The sequence below is a fragment of the Microbispora sp. NPDC049633 genome (genome assembly GCF_040675265.1).
GTDB classification, from domain to species: Bacteria; Actinomycetota; Actinomycetes; order Streptosporangiales; family Streptosporangiaceae; genus Microbispora; species Microbispora maris.
Genome location: NZ_JBFAOO010000011.1, coordinates 62,875 through 79,635 on the forward strand (window position 1 = coordinate 62,875; position 16,761 = coordinate 79,635).

General features: G+C 72.4%; 15 protein-coding genes. 10 read left to right on the forward strand and 5 right to left on the reverse strand.

Going from position 1 to position 16,761, the window contains the following annotated elements; genetic code table 11:
- Positions 1-3 precede the first annotated feature (3 nt).
- The 3 genes from AB0J39_RS05250 to AB0J39_RS05260 all read left to right on the forward strand — a co-directional run bounded on the left by AB0J39_RS05250 (position 4) and on the right by AB0J39_RS05260 (position 2,086).
- Positions 4-369 (forward strand): DUF742 domain-containing protein, encoded by a 366-nt coding sequence (locus AB0J39_RS05250; RefSeq protein ID WP_169985556.1) that lies wholly within the window; start codon positions 4-6, stop codon positions 367-369.
- The gene (locus tag AB0J39_RS05255) at positions 350-925 is read left to right on the forward strand and encodes an ATP/GTP-binding protein (RefSeq protein ID WP_363462044.1); all 576 of its coding nucleotides are present in this window, start codon (positions 350-352) and stop codon (positions 923-925) included. The genes AB0J39_RS05250 and AB0J39_RS05255 overlap by 20 nt, the downstream gene beginning before the upstream one ends.
- 135 nt (positions 926-1,060) lie before the next feature.
- Entirely contained in the window at positions 1,061-2,086 is a 1,026-nt protein-coding gene (locus AB0J39_RS05260) for a pyridoxal-phosphate dependent enzyme (protein WP_363462046.1), read from the forward strand.
- A 146-nt stretch (positions 2,087-2,232) separates the two neighbouring features.
- On the opposite strand, the gene AB0J39_RS05265 is transcribed toward AB0J39_RS05260, so the two are convergent.
- The 3 genes from AB0J39_RS05265 to xylA all read right to left on the reverse strand — a co-directional run bounded on the left by AB0J39_RS05265 (position 2,233) and on the right by xylA (position 5,549).
- A complete protein-coding gene (locus AB0J39_RS05265) occupies positions 2,233-2,880 on the reverse strand; it encodes a DUF998 domain-containing protein (RefSeq protein ID WP_249350561.1) in 648 nt (215 codons plus the stop codon).
- A 124-nt stretch (positions 2,881-3,004) separates the two neighbouring features.
- Entirely contained in the window at positions 3,005-4,375 is a 1,371-nt protein-coding gene (xylB, locus tag AB0J39_RS05270; protein WP_363462048.1) for a xylulokinase, read from the reverse strand.
- 28 nt (positions 4,376-4,403) lie between these two features.
- A complete protein-coding gene (gene xylA / locus AB0J39_RS05275; protein ID WP_363462050.1) occupies positions 4,404-5,549 on the reverse strand; it encodes a xylose isomerase in 1,146 nt (381 codons plus the stop codon).
- 202 nt (positions 5,550-5,751) lie between these two features.
- Between xylA and AB0J39_RS05280 the strand changes: the two genes are divergently transcribed.
- Entirely contained in the window at positions 5,752-7,335 is a 1,584-nt protein-coding gene (locus AB0J39_RS05280) for an ROK family protein (protein WP_363462052.1), read from the forward strand.
- A gap of 198 nt (positions 7,336-7,533) precedes the next feature.
- On the opposite strand, the gene AB0J39_RS05285 is transcribed toward AB0J39_RS05280, so the two are convergent.
- Positions 7,534-7,746 (reverse strand): hypothetical protein, encoded by a 213-nt coding sequence (locus AB0J39_RS05285; protein ID WP_363462054.1) that lies wholly within the window; start codon positions 7,744-7,746, stop codon positions 7,534-7,536.
- Positions 7,747-7,941: 195 nt separating this feature from the next.
- On the opposite strand from AB0J39_RS05285, the gene AB0J39_RS05290 reads away from it, so the two are divergent.
- The 5 genes from AB0J39_RS05290 to AB0J39_RS05310 all read left to right on the forward strand — a co-directional run bounded on the left by AB0J39_RS05290 (position 7,942) and on the right by AB0J39_RS05310 (position 15,595).
- The gene (locus AB0J39_RS05290; protein ID WP_363462056.1) at positions 7,942-8,445 is read left to right on the forward strand and encodes a VOC family protein; all 504 of its coding nucleotides are present in this window, start codon (positions 7,942-7,944) and stop codon (positions 8,443-8,445) included.
- 249 nt (positions 8,446-8,694) lie between these two features.
- Positions 8,695-9,552: an SAM-dependent methyltransferase gene (locus tag AB0J39_RS05295; RefSeq protein WP_363462058.1), complete on the forward strand. Its 858-nt coding sequence runs from the start codon at positions 8,695-8,697 to the stop codon at positions 9,550-9,552.
- A gap of 201 nt (positions 9,553-9,753) precedes the next feature.
- Complete coding sequence (locus AB0J39_RS05300) at positions 9,754-10,104, forward strand: STAS domain-containing protein (RefSeq protein WP_363462060.1); 351 nt, start codon at positions 9,754-9,756, stop codon at positions 10,102-10,104.
- 230 nt (positions 10,105-10,334) lie between these two features.
- Positions 10,335-14,735: an HAD-IC family P-type ATPase gene (locus AB0J39_RS05305; protein WP_363462062.1), complete on the forward strand. Its 4,401-nt coding sequence runs from the start codon at positions 10,335-10,337 to the stop codon at positions 14,733-14,735.
- A 182-nt stretch (positions 14,736-14,917) separates the two neighbouring features.
- Positions 14,918-15,595, forward strand: a complete 678-nt coding sequence (locus AB0J39_RS05310; protein WP_363462064.1) for a peroxidase-related enzyme — start codon at positions 14,918-14,920, stop codon at positions 15,593-15,595.
- A 50-nt stretch (positions 15,596-15,645) separates the two neighbouring features.
- Here AB0J39_RS05310 and AB0J39_RS05315 read toward each other — a convergent pair whose 3' ends face one another.
- Positions 15,646-16,041, reverse strand: a complete 396-nt coding sequence (locus AB0J39_RS05315) for a nuclear transport factor 2 family protein (RefSeq protein ID WP_363462066.1) — start codon at positions 16,039-16,041, stop codon at positions 15,646-15,648.
- 332 nt (positions 16,042-16,373) lie between these two features.
- Here AB0J39_RS05315 and AB0J39_RS05320 point away from each other — a divergent pair.
- Positions 16,374-16,761 (forward strand): carboxymuconolactone decarboxylase family protein (locus AB0J39_RS05320; protein WP_363462068.1); only part of this gene is annotated, 388 nt, incomplete at its 3' end.

The following is a 16,761-nucleotide window of genomic DNA, read 5'->3' on the forward strand; positions in this document are numbered from 1 at the left end:
CACATGACGGGACCCCAGTGGATGGACGAGGAGGCCGGACCGTTGGTCCGGCCCTACGCGCTGACGGGGGGCCGGGCGCGGCACTCCGGGGCCAAGCTCGACCTGATCACCATGGTGACCACCTCGGGCTCACCGAGGGACGTCCCCGGCATGGGCCCCGAGCAGCGGCGGATCCTCGAGCTCGCGCGCCGTGGCGCGTCGGTGGCGGACATCGCGTCCGACATCGACCTGCCTCTGGGCGTGGTCCGGGTTCTGATCGGGGATCTGCACGACCTCGGGCTCGTCGACGTACGGGCTCCGGGCAAGGTGGCGCCGCTGCCAAGCGAGCGCATTCTCAAGGAAGTGATCAATGGCCTTCGCGCCCTCTGAGGAGCCGGTCGCCCTCAAGATATTGGTGGCCGGCGGCTTCGGCGTCGGCAAGACCACGCTGGTCGGCGCGATCAGCGAGATTCGCCCCCTGCGCACCGAGGAGGTGCTGTCCGACCGCGGCGTCGGTGTCGACGACACCGACGGCGTGGAAGCCAAGACGACCACGACCGTGGCCATGGACTTCGGCCGCATCACCATCAGGGAAGGACTCGTGGTCTACCTGTTCGGCACCCCCGGACAGGAGCGCTTCTGGTTCATGTGGGACGAGTTGTCCTACGGCGCGCTCGGGGCCGTCGTGCTGGCCGACACCCGCAGGCTGACCGACTGCTTCCCGTCGATCGACTACTTCGAGCAGCGCGGCACGCCGTTCATCGTCGCCGTCAACTGCTTCGACGGCGCCGATCGGCACGAGCCCGAGGACGTGCGGATCGCCCTCGACCTCGACCCCGACGTCCCCGTCCTGCTCTGCGACGTACGGCGCCGCGCCTCGGCCAAGGTCGTGCTCGTCACGCTCGTGGAGCACGCGCTCAAGATGCTGACGGCCGCCCAACGCTGACCGGCCCGGTGGGGCCGGGACCGCGTGCCGGCCCCGGTCCTGCACCGGCCGCGCCGCAAGTCTGCCCTACCGGCATGCGGGACGCGTCACCGGCATCGCGGACCGGCCACGCCCGGCGGTGACTAAAGTGCGACCATGATCTCCAAGTGGGCGGCCGAGGCCGTCGCGCTCCTCGACCGAGAGCGGACGGAGGCGGGCACGACGCCGCTGCGCGACTTCCCGCTGCCTCCGGAGTGGGGGGTGCGGCTGCGGCTGAAGGACGAGTCGGCGCAGCCCACCGGCAGTCTCAAGCACCGGCTGGCCCGCGCCCTGTTCGCCCAGGCGATCGCCTCCGGGCGGATCACCGAGGGGACGACCGTGGTCGACGCCACCGGCGGTCCCATGGCGGTCGCCGAGGCCTGGTTCGCCCGGCTGCTCGGCCTGCCGTACATCGCGGTGATGCCGAAGAAGTCGTCCGGGGCCGGTGTCGAGCGGCTGGGCGGCGCCTGCCGGTACGTCGATCCTCCGCTCGCCGTGTACGAGAAGGCCGCCCGCCTGGCCGACGAGATCGGCGGTCACCACCTCGATCACTACCGCTCGGCCGCCGCGGTCGACTGGCGTGGCGCGAGCCTGGCCGACGAACTGTTCGGGCAGCTCGACGGCTGTCCCCGGTGGACCGTGGTCGGGGCGGGCACCGGCGCCACGTCGGCCGCGATCGGCCGGCACCTGCGGGGTCACGGCCTGCCGGGGAGGCTGGCCGTGGCCGATCCGGAGAACTCCGCGTACTTCCCCGGCTGGGCCACCGGCGTCCCGGACTACGCCACGGGCATGCCCAGCCGCATCGAGGGCGTCGGCCGGCCGCGGATGGAGCCCGCTTTCGACTCCGAGCTCGTCGACCTGGTCGTTCCCGTGCCCGACGCGGCGAGCGTGGCCGCCGCCCGCCGTGTCCGGCAGACGACCGGGCTCGCGGTCGGCCCCGCCACGGGGACGAACCTGTGGGCGGCCCTCGAACTGATCACCCGGATGCGCGATCGGGGCGAGCGCGGCGAGGTGGTCAGCGTGATCGGCGACGCGGGCGAGCGTCATCTCGCGACCTGCCATGACGACGCCTGGGCGGCGGGCAAGGGCCTCGACTGGCGGCCGTACGCCGAGCGCCTGCGCGACCTGCTCGGCGAGCCCTGACCCGCTCCGCTCCCACAGCATCCCGCCCTGCTTCCACAGGGCCCCAGTTTCCACAGCACCTCTGCTTCCACAGCACCTCTGCTTCCACAGCAGCGGGCCGCGCGGCGCCCCCGCGCCCGCGCGGCCCACTGTGCCGCTCTCCCTCGTCAGCGGTGGACGAGGAAACCGGCGCGCCGGCCGGCGGCACGCTCTCTCAGCCACGGTCCCCAGGCGAGCTGCGCGAGCCGTACGGCGAGCACTCCGAGGACGGCCACCTCGGCGGTCAGGAGCAGGCGCTCCACCAGGCCGATCATGACGCCATGGCCCGGCAACGCGACGTAGGTGATGACCGCCAGGCCGAGGCCGGAGGCGAGCGCCAGCCACTCCAGCGGCCGGGCGGCGGCCTTCCAGCGCTCGTCCTGTCCCAGGCGGCCCACCAGCTGGATCGCGGCGGCGGGCACGCTCACGAAGGCCACCGCCGACAGGACGCCGTGAACGTCCCCCTGCCAGGCCGTGCCCGACGGGACCACGGCGGCGCCGATGAGCGAGACGCTCCACAGGCCGATCAGGCGGGCGGGCCAGCCGTCCACCGGCGCGTCGAGCGCGCGCATCCCGGCCAGCAGTGCGAGCGAGGCCAGCCCGAGGACGGCCATGGCCGTCTCGATGGCGCCACCCTCGTCGCGGGCGGCGTACTGGCTGATCGTCATGGAGACGGGGTTCAGGGAGGCGTCCCCGCCCACCTGCGCCGTCACCACGGTGACGACCGCGAGCAGGATGCCGCCGCCGGCGAGCAGGGGGTAGAGCCTCTTGACCATAAGTTGAGAATCCCGCGTACGGCCCGTTCCTAACATCCGGGACAACGCGTAGATCCCCCCGAGAAAGGGTCAGGGTCGTCTCAGGGTGGGGTCCCCGGGGTCTCCGGGGCCCCCACCCGGGACGTCACTCCTGCGCGGCCTCGTGGTACCGCTCACGCAGGCCGGAGGTGGGGTCGGCCTCGTACCGCTCGGTCGCGCCGGTGTCCCACACCGGCGGTTCCGGTTCCCCGGACAGCAGCCAGGCGGCCTGCTTGGCCGCACCGTCCGCGACGTACTCGCCGGGGGTGGGCACGAGCACCGGACGCCCGAAGACGGTCGGCGCGATACGGCGCACGGCCTCGGAACGGGCGCCTCCGCCGATGAGCAGCACGCGCTGCGGCTCGAGGCCGAGGGCGTCCAGCGCGTCGGCGAGCCCGCAGAGCATGCCCTCCACCGCGGCCCGGGCCAGGTGCTCCGGGGTGGAGTTGCCCAGCCGCAGGCCGTGCAGCGAACCCGTGGCGTCGGGCCGGTTCGGGGTGCGCTCCCCTTCCAGGTACGGCACGAGCACCAGCCCGTCCGCACCCGCTGGGGCCCGCAGAGCCAGATCGCTCAGCTCCTGGGGCGTGACCCGGAGCATCCGGGCCGCCGCGTCCAGCACCCGCGCCGCGTTCAGCGTGCAGACCAACGGGAGGTAGCGCCCGGTGGCGTCGGCGAACCCGGCGACCGCTCCGGAGGCGTCGGCGGACGGCCCCTCGGCGACGGCGAACGCCGTTCCGGAGGTGCCGATGGACACGACCACGTCACCGGGCCGCATGCCGACGCCGAGCGCGGCCGCCATGTTGTCGCCCGTGCCGGGCGCGAGCAGCGCGCCGCCCTGCTCGGCCGTTCCCGCCTGTTCGGCGGGCCCGAGCACGCGGGGCCGTTGCGGCACCCAGCCCATGGCGAGTTCGAGCAGGTCCGTCCGGTATCCCCCGGTCGCGGGCGACCAGTAACCGGTGCCGGAGGCGTCGCCCCGGTCCGTCGTGATCGTGCCCGGCCGGCCGGCCAGCCGCCAGGTGAGCCAGTCGTGCGGCAGGCACACCGACCGCGTACGGCGCGCGTTGTCCGGCTCGTTCCCGGCGAGCCAGCGGAGCTTGGTCACCGTGAAGGACGCCACCGGAACGCTGCCGACGGCCTCGGCCCACGCCTTGGGGCCGCCCAGCTCGGCGACCAGGTCGGTCGCCGCCCCGGCCGAGCGGGTGTCGTTCCACAGCAGTGCGGGCCGGACCACCTCGCCGTCCTCGTCGAGGCAGACCATGCCGTGCTGCTGCGCGCCCACGCTGACGGCGGCGACGTCCGCCAGGCCGCCCGCCTGCTCGATCGCGCTCTGCAGCGCGGTCCACCAGTGCTCGGGATGGACCTCCGTGCCGTCGGGATGGGGGGCGCGGCCCTCGCGCACGAGGGCCCCGCTCTCCGCGTCCCGGATGACGACCTTGCAGCTCTGGGTCGACGAGTCGACCCCCGCGACCAGCGTCACAGTCGTCCCTCCGCTCTCACTGAACCGTTCAGCCGCGCACGCCGAGGAGGTGCTCGATCGCGAGCTGGTTGAGCCGGGTGAAGTGGAAGCCGCGCTCCGCCACCGCGTCCACGTCGATCGACTCGGCGAGGACGTCCTCGTACGTCTCACCGGCGGCGAGGGTCGGCTGGGCCAGCTCGTTGTACCTGCTGGCCTCCAGCGCCACCTGCACCTCGGGGTCGGCGCGGTAGGCCTTCGACTTCTCCTTGAAGATGAGGTAGGTCCGCATGTTGGCCGCGGCCGACTCCCAGACGTCTTCCTTGTCCTCGGTGCGCAGCGGCTTGTAGTCGAAGTGGCGCGGGCCGTCGTAGCCGCCGTTCTCCAGCAGGTCGACGAGGAAGAACGCGTTCTTCACGTCGCCGTGGCCGAAGATGAGGTCCTGGTCGAACCTCGGGCCGTGCTGGCCGTTGAGGTCGATGTGGAACAGCTTGCCGTGCCACAGCGCCTGGGCGATGCCGTGCACGAAGTTCATGCCGGCCATCTGCTCGTGGCCGGTCTCGGGGTTGAGGCCCACCATCTCGGGGTGCTCCAGCGAGTTGATGAACGCCAGAGCGTGGCCGATGGTCGGAAGCAGGATGTCGCCGCGCGGCTCGTTCGGCTTGGGCTCGACGGCGAAGCGGATGTCGTAGCCCTTGTCGATCACGTACTGACAGAGGAGGTCGAAGCCCTCCTTGTAGCGGTCGAGCGCGACCCGCACGTCCTTGGCGGCCTCGGACTCGGCGCCCTCACGGCCGCCCCAGCACACGTACGTCTTCGCGCCCAGCTCGGCGGCGAGGTCGATGTTGCGCATGACCTTGCGCAGGGCGTAGCGACGGACCTCGCGGTCGTTGCTGGTGAACCCGCCGTCCTTGAAGATCGGGTGGGTGAACAGGTTGGTGGTGGCCATCGGCACCTTCATGCCGGTGTCGGCCAGCGCCTTCTTGAGGTTCTCGATCGCCTTGGCCCGGTCCGGCTCCACCGCGAGGAGGTCGTCGTCGTGGAAGGTCACACCGTACGCGCCGAGCTCGGCCAGGCGGTGGACGCTCTCGACCGGGTCCAGCGGGGCCCGGGACGCGTCGCCGAACTGGTCGCGCGCCTGCCAGCCGACGGTCCACAGCCCGAACGTGAATCGGTCCTCGGGAGTGGGGGTGTACATGAATCGCCTCCGAATTAGTCTATGTTGTGGACTAAATATCGGACGAGACAAGCCGTACGGTCAAGAGGGTGTGTCGGTGTTATCAACGCCACTCAGTGGAGGATGTGATGACGCGGGCCGCAGGGTGTGAGACGGGACACACGTGAAGGAGCGCGATGACGCCCGCGTTACGGGTGGTGCGCAACACGGGCGAGGAGGTGCGATGACGCAGGCCCTGCGGCATGACGCGATGCGCGCCCGGAACCTGGCGCTCGTCCTCGGCGCGGTCGGCGCCCGCGGGTCGGTGACGCGCGCCGCCCTGGCCGAGATCACCGGCCTGACCAAGACGACGGTGTCCAAGCTCGTCGCCGACCTGATCGAGGGCGGGCTCGTGGTGGAGACCGGGACCGTGCGCGACGGCGAGCGCGGCAGGCCCGGGGTCGAGATCCGGATCAGCGGGCGGCGCGTGGCCGCCCTCGGGCTCGAGGTCAACGTCGACTATCTCGCGGTGTGCGTGGTCGACCTCGCCCGGACGGTACGGCTGCGCCGTACACAGGCTGTGGACAACCGGACCGCGGCCCCTGTGGATGTGATCGCTCGACTTGGGGATCTGGCCGCCACGGTTGTGGACGAAGCTGTGGAGAAAGGCCTGCGGGTGGTCGGCGGCGTGCTGGCCGTTCCGGGTCCTGTGGACATGACCAGCGGGGTCGTCCACAACGCGCCGAACCTCGGCTGGCGCGACGTGCCGCTGGCCTCGCTCCTGCGGTTCCCCTTCCCCGTAGGTGTGGAGAACGAGGCCAATCTGGCCGCGCTCGGCGAGCTGTGGTTCGGGTCCGGCCTGCCCGACTTCCTGCACGTGTCGGGGGAGATCGGCATCGGCGCCGGTCTCGTGGTCCGCGGCCGGCTCTTCCGGGGCGCGCACGGCCTGGCCGGCGAGCTCGGGCACATCGTCGTCTCCCCCGGCGGCCCGCCGTGCCGCTGCGGTGGCCGTGGCTGCCTCGAACAGTACGCCGGGCAGGACGCCCTCCTGACCGCCGTGCGCGGCGCCGCCTCGTCGGCCGGGCCCGCCGTGGGCACGCGTCAGGCGGGGGCGTTAGGGCGGGTGCCGGCGGACGAGCCGCGCGAAGGCGCGGACGAAGCGATCGGTGCGGCGCGCGAGAGGACGCAGGCGTCCTCCGGCATGCCGGGCGACGGCGGGGCAGGGGCCCCGGTAGACGGCACAGCCCGGGCGACGGCCCAGTCGCCACCCGATGACGGGGCGGACGGCACCGCCTCCGAGGCGGACGACGGCGAGGCAGGGGCCACGGACGGCGGCGAGGCAGGGGCCACGGACGGCGGCTGGACGGACGGCGACGGGACGGGGGTCACGGACGCTCACGGGCGGACGGCACCGCCTCCGGGACGGACGATCCGGGCGGAGGGGGCGGTGGCGTCCGCGTCGCCCTCGCCGGAGACGCTCCTTCCCGCGCAGCAGGGCCTGTCGTGGGTGCTTTCCCGGCTCCGCGAGGGCGACGAGAACGCACGTGCCGCGTGTGATCGGGCGGCGTGGGCGCTCGGCGTGGCCCTGTCGTCGGCGGTCAACCTGGTGGACCCCGACGCCATCGTCCTCGGCGGGATCTACGCACCGCTCTTCCCCTGGATCGGCCACACGGTCGCCGACACGCTGAAGGCCCACCTGGGACAGATGCGCGGCGCCGTGCCGCCCGTGGTCGTCTCACGGCTCGGCGCCGAGGCCGCCGCCCTCGGCGCGGCCGGCCAGGTGATCGAGCAGGTCATGGCCGACCCCGCCGCCCTCCTGCAGGGCTAGTGAGCGCCGCCGTCCCGTCGAGTGGCCCACTGAGTGGTCCGCTCAATGGGCCGCTGAATGGTCCGCTGAGTGCCCCGCAGCGCGGCCTCGTACTGCCCGCGCTCGAAGCCGAAGGGCCCGAGCGCGCTCAGATCCCTATGGCCGTCCCTGCGGCCGTTGCGCAACCGGGGCTCACAGGACACACCGGGCATTCCGGGATCACAGGCCCGAGGGATCGCGGCCGAGGCTGATCTCCTCGGCGATGCGCCGCAGTTCGTCGGCGGCCAGCCGGGGCGTGCCGGGCAGGCCGGAGGTCAGCGCCGCGATCACCTGGTGGTAAGGCGCACCGGCGTGACGGACGGCGACCTCGTGCACCGCCCGGAACAGAACCAGGTTGTCCTCGCGCTCCCGCGTCGCCCTGTCGACGATCATGACGCCCCCCTCCGCCGGCCTCGACGCCGGCGCCGCTACCCGACCGCCCACTGCGGCGCCGTACGGAACGCCGGTGGGCGGCTCGCCACCCCCTGGCGGCTCTGCCGCTGGCCACCGTACGACCTGCCGCCGACAGTTTCCGGGAGACCCGGCGATGTACACTTACTTGAGAGTTCAAGTTTTCGGGAGGGCGTCATGCCGGTCCAGCGACTCAACCACGCCGTGCTGTACGTGCGGGACGTCTCCCGCAGCGTGGCCTTCTACCAGGAAGCCCTCGGGTTCCGCGTCGTGCAGGCGTTCCCCGGGGCCGCCTTCCTGCAGGCCGAAGGATCCTCGAACGACCACGACCTCGGGTTGTTCCAGATCGGGACGCAGGCGGGACCGTCGTCCGCCGGGCGCGCGACGGTCGGCCTCTACCACCTCGCGTGGGAGGTGGACACGCTCGCCGAGCTGCAGCGGATCGCGACCAAGTTGTCGGAGCTGAACGCCCTGGTCGGCGCCTCCGACCACTCCACCACCAAGGCCCTCTACGCGAAGGACCCGGACGGGCTGGAGTTCGAGGTCTCCTGGCTGGTGCCCGCCGACCTGCTCACCGAGGAGACCCTGGCGGGGCGCAGCCAGATCAGGCCGCTCGACCTGGCCAAGGAGCTGGAGCGGTACGGCGCGCAGACACGCGGCGGGGTCGGCGTCAGCGTCTGATCCGGCGATCGTGGGCGGCCGTCCCCTCGACGGCCGCTCAACGGTCGACCGCGCGCGACCCGGACCGACCCGGCCGGCTTCGAGCCGACCCACCCCGGCGGGCCCGCTGGTCCGACTGGTCCGATGCGCCCGGCCTCGTCCGTTGACCGACCCGTTCATGCCAGTTATCGCAAACATCTCCCTCTCGGCCCTCGCGGGCCTTACCATGATCGCGATCTGGACCCGTACAGCGAGGGAGCAGGACGGATCATGGCTGACGACGACCAGCACGTGAGCGGTGCCCCGGCGAACGACGAGCAGGCGGCGACCAGGATCGACACGAGCAAACCCAGCATCGCCCGTGTCTACGACTTCTTCCTCGGCGGGAAGGACAACTTCGCCATCGACCGGCAGGTGGGCGAGGCGACGTTGAAGATCGCGCCGGACGCTCCCGCGGCGGGCCGCGCGAACCGGGCCTTCCTCCGGCGCGTCGTCCACCATCTCGCGGCCGAGGCGGGCATCCGGCAGTTCCTCGACATCGGCTCGGGCCTGCCGACGCAGGGCAACGTGCACGAGGTGGCCCAGGAGGTCGCCCCGGAGGCGCGGGTCGTCTACGTCGACAACGACCCGATCGTGCTCGCGCACGGCCGGGCGCTGCTCGCCACGAACGGGAGCACCACCGTCGTCGAGGCGGACATCCGCGACCCGGAGTCGATCCTGAACCACCCCGCGGTAGGGGCGCTCATCGACTTCGACCAGCCGGTGGCCCTGCTGCTGTTCGCGATCCTGCACCACGTCAACGACCACGAGGACCCCCAGGGCATCGCCGCCCGCTTCCGCTCGGCCCTGCCCTCCGGCAGCTATGTGGCGCTGTCCCACTTCCACAACCCGGGGCCCGCCATGCCCGAGGTGTCGGCGCAGGCCACGTCGGCCGAGAAGCTGTTCAACGAGAACCTCGGCACGGGCCGGTGGCGCACCCGCGACGAGATCCTCGCCTACTTCGGCGACCTGCCGCTCCTCGAGCCCGGCCTGGTGCCGCTCGCCGAGTGGCGGCCGGATCCCGGCGAGTTCGTCGATCGCGGCATCACCTACCACACGTTCGTCGGCGCCGTCGCCCACAAGCCCTGAGAAATCGTCCGGGGCGATAAACGTGAAATACGTCACTGCCCCGCCGTACGACCCGGCAGGCATCGGCGCAGGCCGGGGGCCAAGCGACGGCGGGCCGGTGATCGGCGGGGTGGGTGCGGGGACCTCGCTTCGGTTGACATCGGCGAGCAGCGACAGTGATGCTCGGAGGTGGCTGCCCCTCTACAGGAAGGCGGCTCCGACATGATGACCATCAACAGGTCCTTCGAATCCGCTCTGCACAAGCAGAACCTGCTCTATCTCGACAAGCAACTGACCGTACGCGCCTCCGACGACGGCTCCGTACGGCTGATCGGACAGATCGATCTCACCAACGGCGACGCGCTGGCCGACACCCTCCACAGGCAGTGGGCGAGGCCGGGAACGGGATCCGTGGACGTCGCCGAACTCCAGTTCATCGACCTCTACGGCCTGCGCGCCCTGGCCCTGCTGTCCGACATGCCCCTGGGCCGGCCGATCCGGCTGCGCAACGCCACGCCGGCGCTGCGGAGGCTGCTCGCCCTCCTCGACTGGCCCGCATTCACCGTCGGCTGACCCCTCGGTTCCACGGGCCCGTCGGCCGCACCGATCGCGGGCGGTGCGTCTGCCGTTCTCCCGGCTTCTCGTCTCCCGGGTTTCCCGTATCCCGCGTTTCTCGTGCTCCGGATGGAGGAAAGGTATCCGACGACGGTCGTACGACCGTTATGACCAGCGTCTGAGCCTTCATACGGGTTTAGACGGGATTCATCCGTGAGTTCCCCCCGACTCTCGCGAGGAGGGGTGATGTGATCCTGAACCGGGTGCTCAACACGTCCGCGGCCCTGCTGCGCGGCGTGCTGCCCGAGCCGTTCCGAGATCTGCTTCCGTGCCCCCGCGAGGTGCGCCTGTGCCCCGGTGGGGTGCGCATCGACCTGCGCGGGATCGGCCGGCCCGGCTCCGAGGCCGCCGCGCGACGGCTCGAGGAACGGCTGGAGGCCGTTCACGGCATCGCACGCGCGGAGGTCAACGGCCGCATCGGCGCCGTCTTCGTCGCCTGCGACCCGGGCCAGGTCGACCAGGACGAGCTGCTGGCCGTCACCGCGGAGCTCGACGGGCAGGAGGAGCACGCCCGGGAGAGTCCCGTCCACCTGGTGGAGGAGCACCTGCGGGCGACCGTACGGCTGACGGCCGGCGTCGCCGGAATCGGGCTCATCTTCCTCGGCAGGGCGTTGCGGGCCCCGCAGCTCCCGGCGGCCGTCCCCGCGGTGGTGCAACTGGTCAACGCCACGCCCGCCATCCGCGAGCAGCTCGACCTCCGGCTGGGGCGCCGTCCCACCGAGGCCCTGTTCACCACCGCCAACCTCGTCACCCAGACGCTCACGCTCCGCCCCACGGCACTGTTCGTGCAGGCCTTCGCGAACGTGAGCCGCTACATCGAGACGAGGGCCAGCCGGTACGCCTGGGAGGAGCTCGAGGAGCGGCTGGCCACCCACCCGGGGGCCTGGCGCCACATCCGGGCCGAGGCCCGGCGGCGCCCCACGCACCTGCCGCACGGTCCGGTCGAACGCTACGCGGACGTGGTCGCCCCGATCAGCGCCGCCGCCTACGCGGTGGCACGGGTGTTCGCCCGCGGCGAGCGGGCCGCCGCCGTTCTCATCTCGGCCACCCCCAGGGTCGCCGACCTCAGCCGCGAGGCGTTCGCCGGCGCGATCAGCCGCGCGCTCGGCAAGCACGACACGGTCGTCTTCGACGCCGACTGCCTGCGCACGATGGACCGCGTCGACACCGTCGTCCTGGACGCCGCCGCCCTGACCACCGGCTCGTGGACCATCGACCGCGTCGAGCCGCTGCTCGAAGGACAGGACACCGACGAGCTGTACTCCCGGCTCTACTCCCTCATCGACTTCTCCGACCCCGGGCGCGCCCGGACCCTGGAGGGCTGGTCGGCCCGGCCGCTGCCCGACCCCGACGGCCTGGTCGCGGACGCCGCCCTGTGGCGGTCGCGCGGGCTGCGGGCGGTGGAGGTGTCCAGGAACGGCACCCGGATCGCCGTCGCCGGGCTCGCCCGGGAGATCGACGCCCTGGCCGTTCCCGTCGTCGGCGCGGCCAAGGCGGCCGGCGACGTCTTCCTCGCGGGCGGCGACGAGGGCCTGGCACAGCGCCTCGCGATCGGCCGTACGCTGCCGGGCGGCGAAGCACTCGCCGGACACGTGTACGACCTGCAGCAGAACGGCCGCTGCGTGGTCGTCGTGTCCCGGGGCGCCGCGCACGCGCTCGCCCAGGCCGACATCGGCGTGGGAGTGGTCGTCCCGGAGGCCGCCGGCCCGGAGGGCGTCGTGCCCTGGGACGCCGACGTGGCCGGCGAGCTGCACGGGGTCCACCTGTTCCTCCGCTGTCTGCCCCGCGCCCGCGCCACCAGTGGGAACGCCGTACGGCTCGGCGCGGCCGGCGCGGTGGTCGGCACCCTGCTGGCCGTCGCGGGCCCGGCCGCCACGGCCCTGCGCCGGGCGCAGCTCGCGAGCGCCGTCGTCTCGCTGGCCGCCATCGTGCTGGGCGAATGGTCCGGGCAGAACGCGGGACGCGTCCCCACCCCGCCGCGCGCCGACACCACCCCCTGGCACGCCATGTCCGCCGCCGAGGTGCTCTCCCGGCTCCGTTCCTCCGCCCATGGGCTCGCCGAGCAGGAGGCGGGCAGGCGCCGCGCCGAGGCCGCGCCGGAGAAGGCGGAGGGCCCGCACTCGCTGGCCCGGGCCACGATGGAGGAGCTCGCGAACCCGCTCACGCCCGCCCTCGCCACCGGTGCGGGGATATCGGCCCTCGTCGGCTCGGCCCTCGACGCCGTGCTGATCAGCGGCGTGATGGTCATCAACGCGTTCCTCGGGGGTGTGCAGCGGTTCAAGGCCGACCGGGCGCTGCACCGCCTGACCGAGTCGACCGAGGTCCTCGTACGGCTGCGCCGCCCCGAGGGAGTCGTCGAGACGACGACGGACGCGCTCGCGCCCGGCGACGTCATCGAGCTGCGCGCCGGTGACGCCGTGCCCGCCGACGCCCGCGTCATCAAGGCCGTCGGGCTGGAGGTGGACGAGTCCACGCTCACCGGAGAGTCCCAGCTCGTCGCCAAGACGGCCGCGCCGACCGTGGCGGCGGCCATCGCCGACCGCAGCTCGATGGTCTACCTGGGCACGTCGATCGCGGCGGGCAGCGGACGGGCGGTGGTCGTCGCGACCGGCGACATGACCGAGTCGGGGCGCAGCGCCAGGCTCGCGGGCGAGCCGAGCCCGCCCACGGGAGTGGAGCTGCGCCTGCGGGAGCTGAGCCGCCGCATCCTGCCGATCTCGATCGCCTCCGGGGTGGTGCTGCTCGTCACCGACCTCCTGCGCGGACGGTCGCTGGCCGCGGCGCTCACACCGGCCGTGAGCCTGACGGTCGCCGCCGTGCCCGAGGGGCTCCCGTTCATCGCCACCGTGGCGGAGCTGGCCGCCGCGCGGCGGTTGTCCAGGCGTGCCGCGCTGGTGCGCAACCCGTCCACGATCGAGGCCCTGGGCCGGGTCAACGTGCTGTGCTTCGACAAGACGGGCACGCTGACCGAGGGCCGCATCAGCCTGCGGCACGTGTCGGACGGGCGTGCCGGCCGCCCGGTCGAGGAGGTGGACGCCGGGCTGCGGCGCGTCCTCGCCGCGGCCGTACGGGCCAGCCCCAAGTCCGGCGTGGGACGGGTGATCGCCCACCCGACCGACCGCGCCGTGCTCGACGGCGCCCAGCGGCTGGACGTCACGCCTGCCGAAGGGTTCGAGAGCTGGGAGCGCGTGGACGAGATGCCGTTCGAGCCGGGCCGCGGCTACCACGCGGTGCTCGGCCGCACCGAGCACGGACACCTGCTCAGTGTGAAGGGCGCCCCCGAGATCGTGCTCACCCACTGCACCACCGTGCACCGCGACACCGGTCCGGTCCGCTGCGACGAGACCGTACGCGCGGAGCTGGAGCAGGAGGTGGAACGGCTGGCCCGGCAGGGATACCGGGTGCTCGCCGTCGCGCAGCGGCCCGCCTCGGACCGCAGCGACCTCGACGAGTCGCGCATCGAGGAGCTGTGCTTCCTCGGTTTCCTCGGCCTGGCCGACCCGGTCAGGTCCACGGCCGCGGAGAGCGTCAGGCGCCTGACGCGGGCCGGGGTGCGGATCGTCATGGTCACCGGCGACCATCCCAGCACCGCCGAGGCGATCGCGGTCGAGCTGAACGCGTTGAACGGCCAGCGCGTCATGACCGGCCCCGAGCTGGACGAACTGGACGACGAGACGCTGACCAAGGTGCTGCCCGACGTGGCGGTCTTCGCCAGGACCACGCCCGCGCACAAGGCCAGGATCGTCACGTGCCTGCGCCGGGCGGGAGAGGTCGTCGCCGTCACCGGAGACGGCGCCAACGACGCGCCCGCCATCCGCACGGCCGACGTGGGCATCGCCCTCGGCTCGCGGGCGACGCCCGCCGCGCGGGCCGCCGCCGACCTCGTCGTCACCGACGACCGCATCGAGACGATCGTGGACGCCATCGTCGAGGGCAGGGCGATGTGGACCTCGGTGCGCGACGCGCTGAGCATTCTCCTCGGCGGCAACATCGGCGAGATCGCCTTCACCGTGGGGTCCAACCTGCTGGCGGGCGGCAGCGCGCTCAACGCCCGGCAGCTCCTGCTGGTCAACCTGCTCACCGACATGGTGCCGGCCATGGCGGTGGCCGTACGGCCGCCCGCCTCGACCGACCCGGACAAGCTCCTCGCCGAGGGCCCGGAGGCGTCGCTGGGCGCGTCGCTGACCCGCGACATCTATCTGCGCGCGGCGGTCACGACGGCGGCGGCGACGGCCGCGTGGATCCTGGGCCGCATGACCGGCACCCGCGTGCGCGCGGACACCGTCGGCCTGGTCGCGCTCGTGTCCGCGCAGCTGCTGCAGACGCTCGCGGGCGGCGGCCGGGACAGGATCATCGTGCTCGCGTCGCTGTCGTCGCTGGCCGTCCTGTGGTTCATCGTCACGGTGCCGGGAGTCAGCACGGTCTTCGGCTGCCGGCCGCTCGGCCCGGCGGGCTGGGTCATCGGGCTGGGCAGCGCGGCCGCGGCCACGCTGGTGGGGATGCTCGTGCGGCGCCCGGTCCGGGAGGCGACCACCCGCGCCGAGGCCGAACGCCGCCGGAGCACGGCCCACGTGCCCGTCCCCGCCTGACGGGAGCCACCGGTCCTACCGGGGACGAGCGTTCCGTCCCAGGAGAAACGCCGTCAAGTTCGGGAATTGACAGAAGAATGCCAGCGGCGGACATCTTGCTGAGCCGCCTTCGCCTGGTTGTCCCGCCTTTCTCTTCGCACTGTTGATGGTGGGAGGAAAACCACGAGGAGAAAGTCAGGGAAATGACACACGCAGTCACGCCCGCGGCACGTCCCAACGTCGCCACGGAGCTGTCCATCGTCCCTTCTCCACGACAGGGCGCGCGGACCGGCCCGCAGCACACCAATCACCGCGGAGGCACCCGGCCGTATATCGCCCTCGCCACCGACGAGCCCGGAGTTCGCGGCCTTTTCCGGTTCCGCCCGGAGGCCGCGCTGCCGATGAACCAACTGGTGGACGTCCTGTTACGCGGGGACGGCACGCTCGGCCGCGGAGAACGCGAATTGATCGGCGCCTACGTTTCCGCGCTGAACCGCTGCCGATTCTGTTTCCACACCCATGCCGCGTTCGCCGCCGTACGACTGCCCGAGGGGATGGACCTGGTCGAGCAGGTGCTCGCCGACCTCGACACCGCGCCGGTGACACCCAAGATGCGGGCGCTGCTGCGCATCGCGGCCTCCGTACAACGCAGCGGCAGGGACGTGACCGAGGAACAGGTCGCCGCCGCCCGCGCCGAGGGCGCCACCGACCTGGAAATCCACGACACCGTCCTCATCGCCGCCGCCTTCTGCATGTTCAACCGGTACGTCGACGGCCTCGGCACGGTGGCCTCCGACGACCCGGAGCACTATCTCGAACGGGCCAGGCTCACGCAGGGGTACGTGGCGGTGCTGGCCGAGGCCCTCGCGGCGGCGGGATGAGGGTGGGGCGGCCGGGCCGGGTCCGCCCGGCCGCCCTCCACGAGACGGCGTCAGGCGGAGAACTCGTCGAAGAGATAGGGGTCGTAGGGGTAGCTCCAGCGTTCGGTGATCTTCCCCTCGGCCACGCGGAACACCTGGACGCCGTGGTCGTCGAGGCGGCGGTCGCCGCGCTCACCCCGGACACGGACCACCGCGGCGACCCTGTCGTCTCCGACGAGGAATGATTCCGGCTCGTATCCCAGCGTGTTCTCGGACAATTCACCGAGCCGGGCGAGATAGTTCACCACTTCGTCCTTGCCCCGGTACGCGCCGGCCAGGGCGCCGCGGCCCGGGACGTGGAATACCACGTCGTCGGCGAGCAGGGTACCCCTGAGGTAATCGAGGTCTCCTTTGGCCAGGGCGTCGTAGCTCTCCCGCACCACGATCACATTGGGGTGTTCCGACATTATGCACCCTCCGTATTGGGGTTGGCCTATTCGGGTGATTGTGCCGGCGCCGTGCCTCGAACAGTGTCAGCGAATATCGCGGTGAGAACGGACTTACCACAAGGCCAGAGTGCGCTAACCCCACCAGGAAAACGGCCCGGACCTGGCGATTCACCGACACACCCGAATCGCCCGTTGACATCGATGTGGAGGAGTAAGGATCATGAGCATTCGGCGGGCCGTTTCTTCTCGCGATACCGCCGGAAATCGCTATTCGACCGGTCCGGAATCGTCCCGATCCCCGCCGTCCCCGTCTGTCGCCTCCCGCCCGCCCGCCAGTCCGAGGAGTGAGGATGCCCCATATCACCCTGCCCACCGAGGAGCCCGGCATCATCGGCCTGTTCGGCTACCGGCCCGAGACCGCCACGCCGATGAACGCGCTGGCGGAGGTGCTGCTGCGCGCGGCCCACACGCTGACCAGGGGAGAGCGCGAGCTGATCGCCGCCTACGTCTCGTCGCTCAACCAGTGCCGGTTCTGCGCCTCCTCCCACTCCGCCTTCGCCGCCGCGCAGCTCCCCGAGGGGATGGACCTGGTCGAGCAGGTGCGCGCCGACCTCGACACCGCGCCGGTGACACCCAAGATGCGGGCGCTGCTGCGCATCGCGGCCTCCGTGCAACGCAGCGGCAGGGACGTGACCGAGGAACAGGTCGCCGCCGCCCGCGCCGAGGGCGCCACCGACC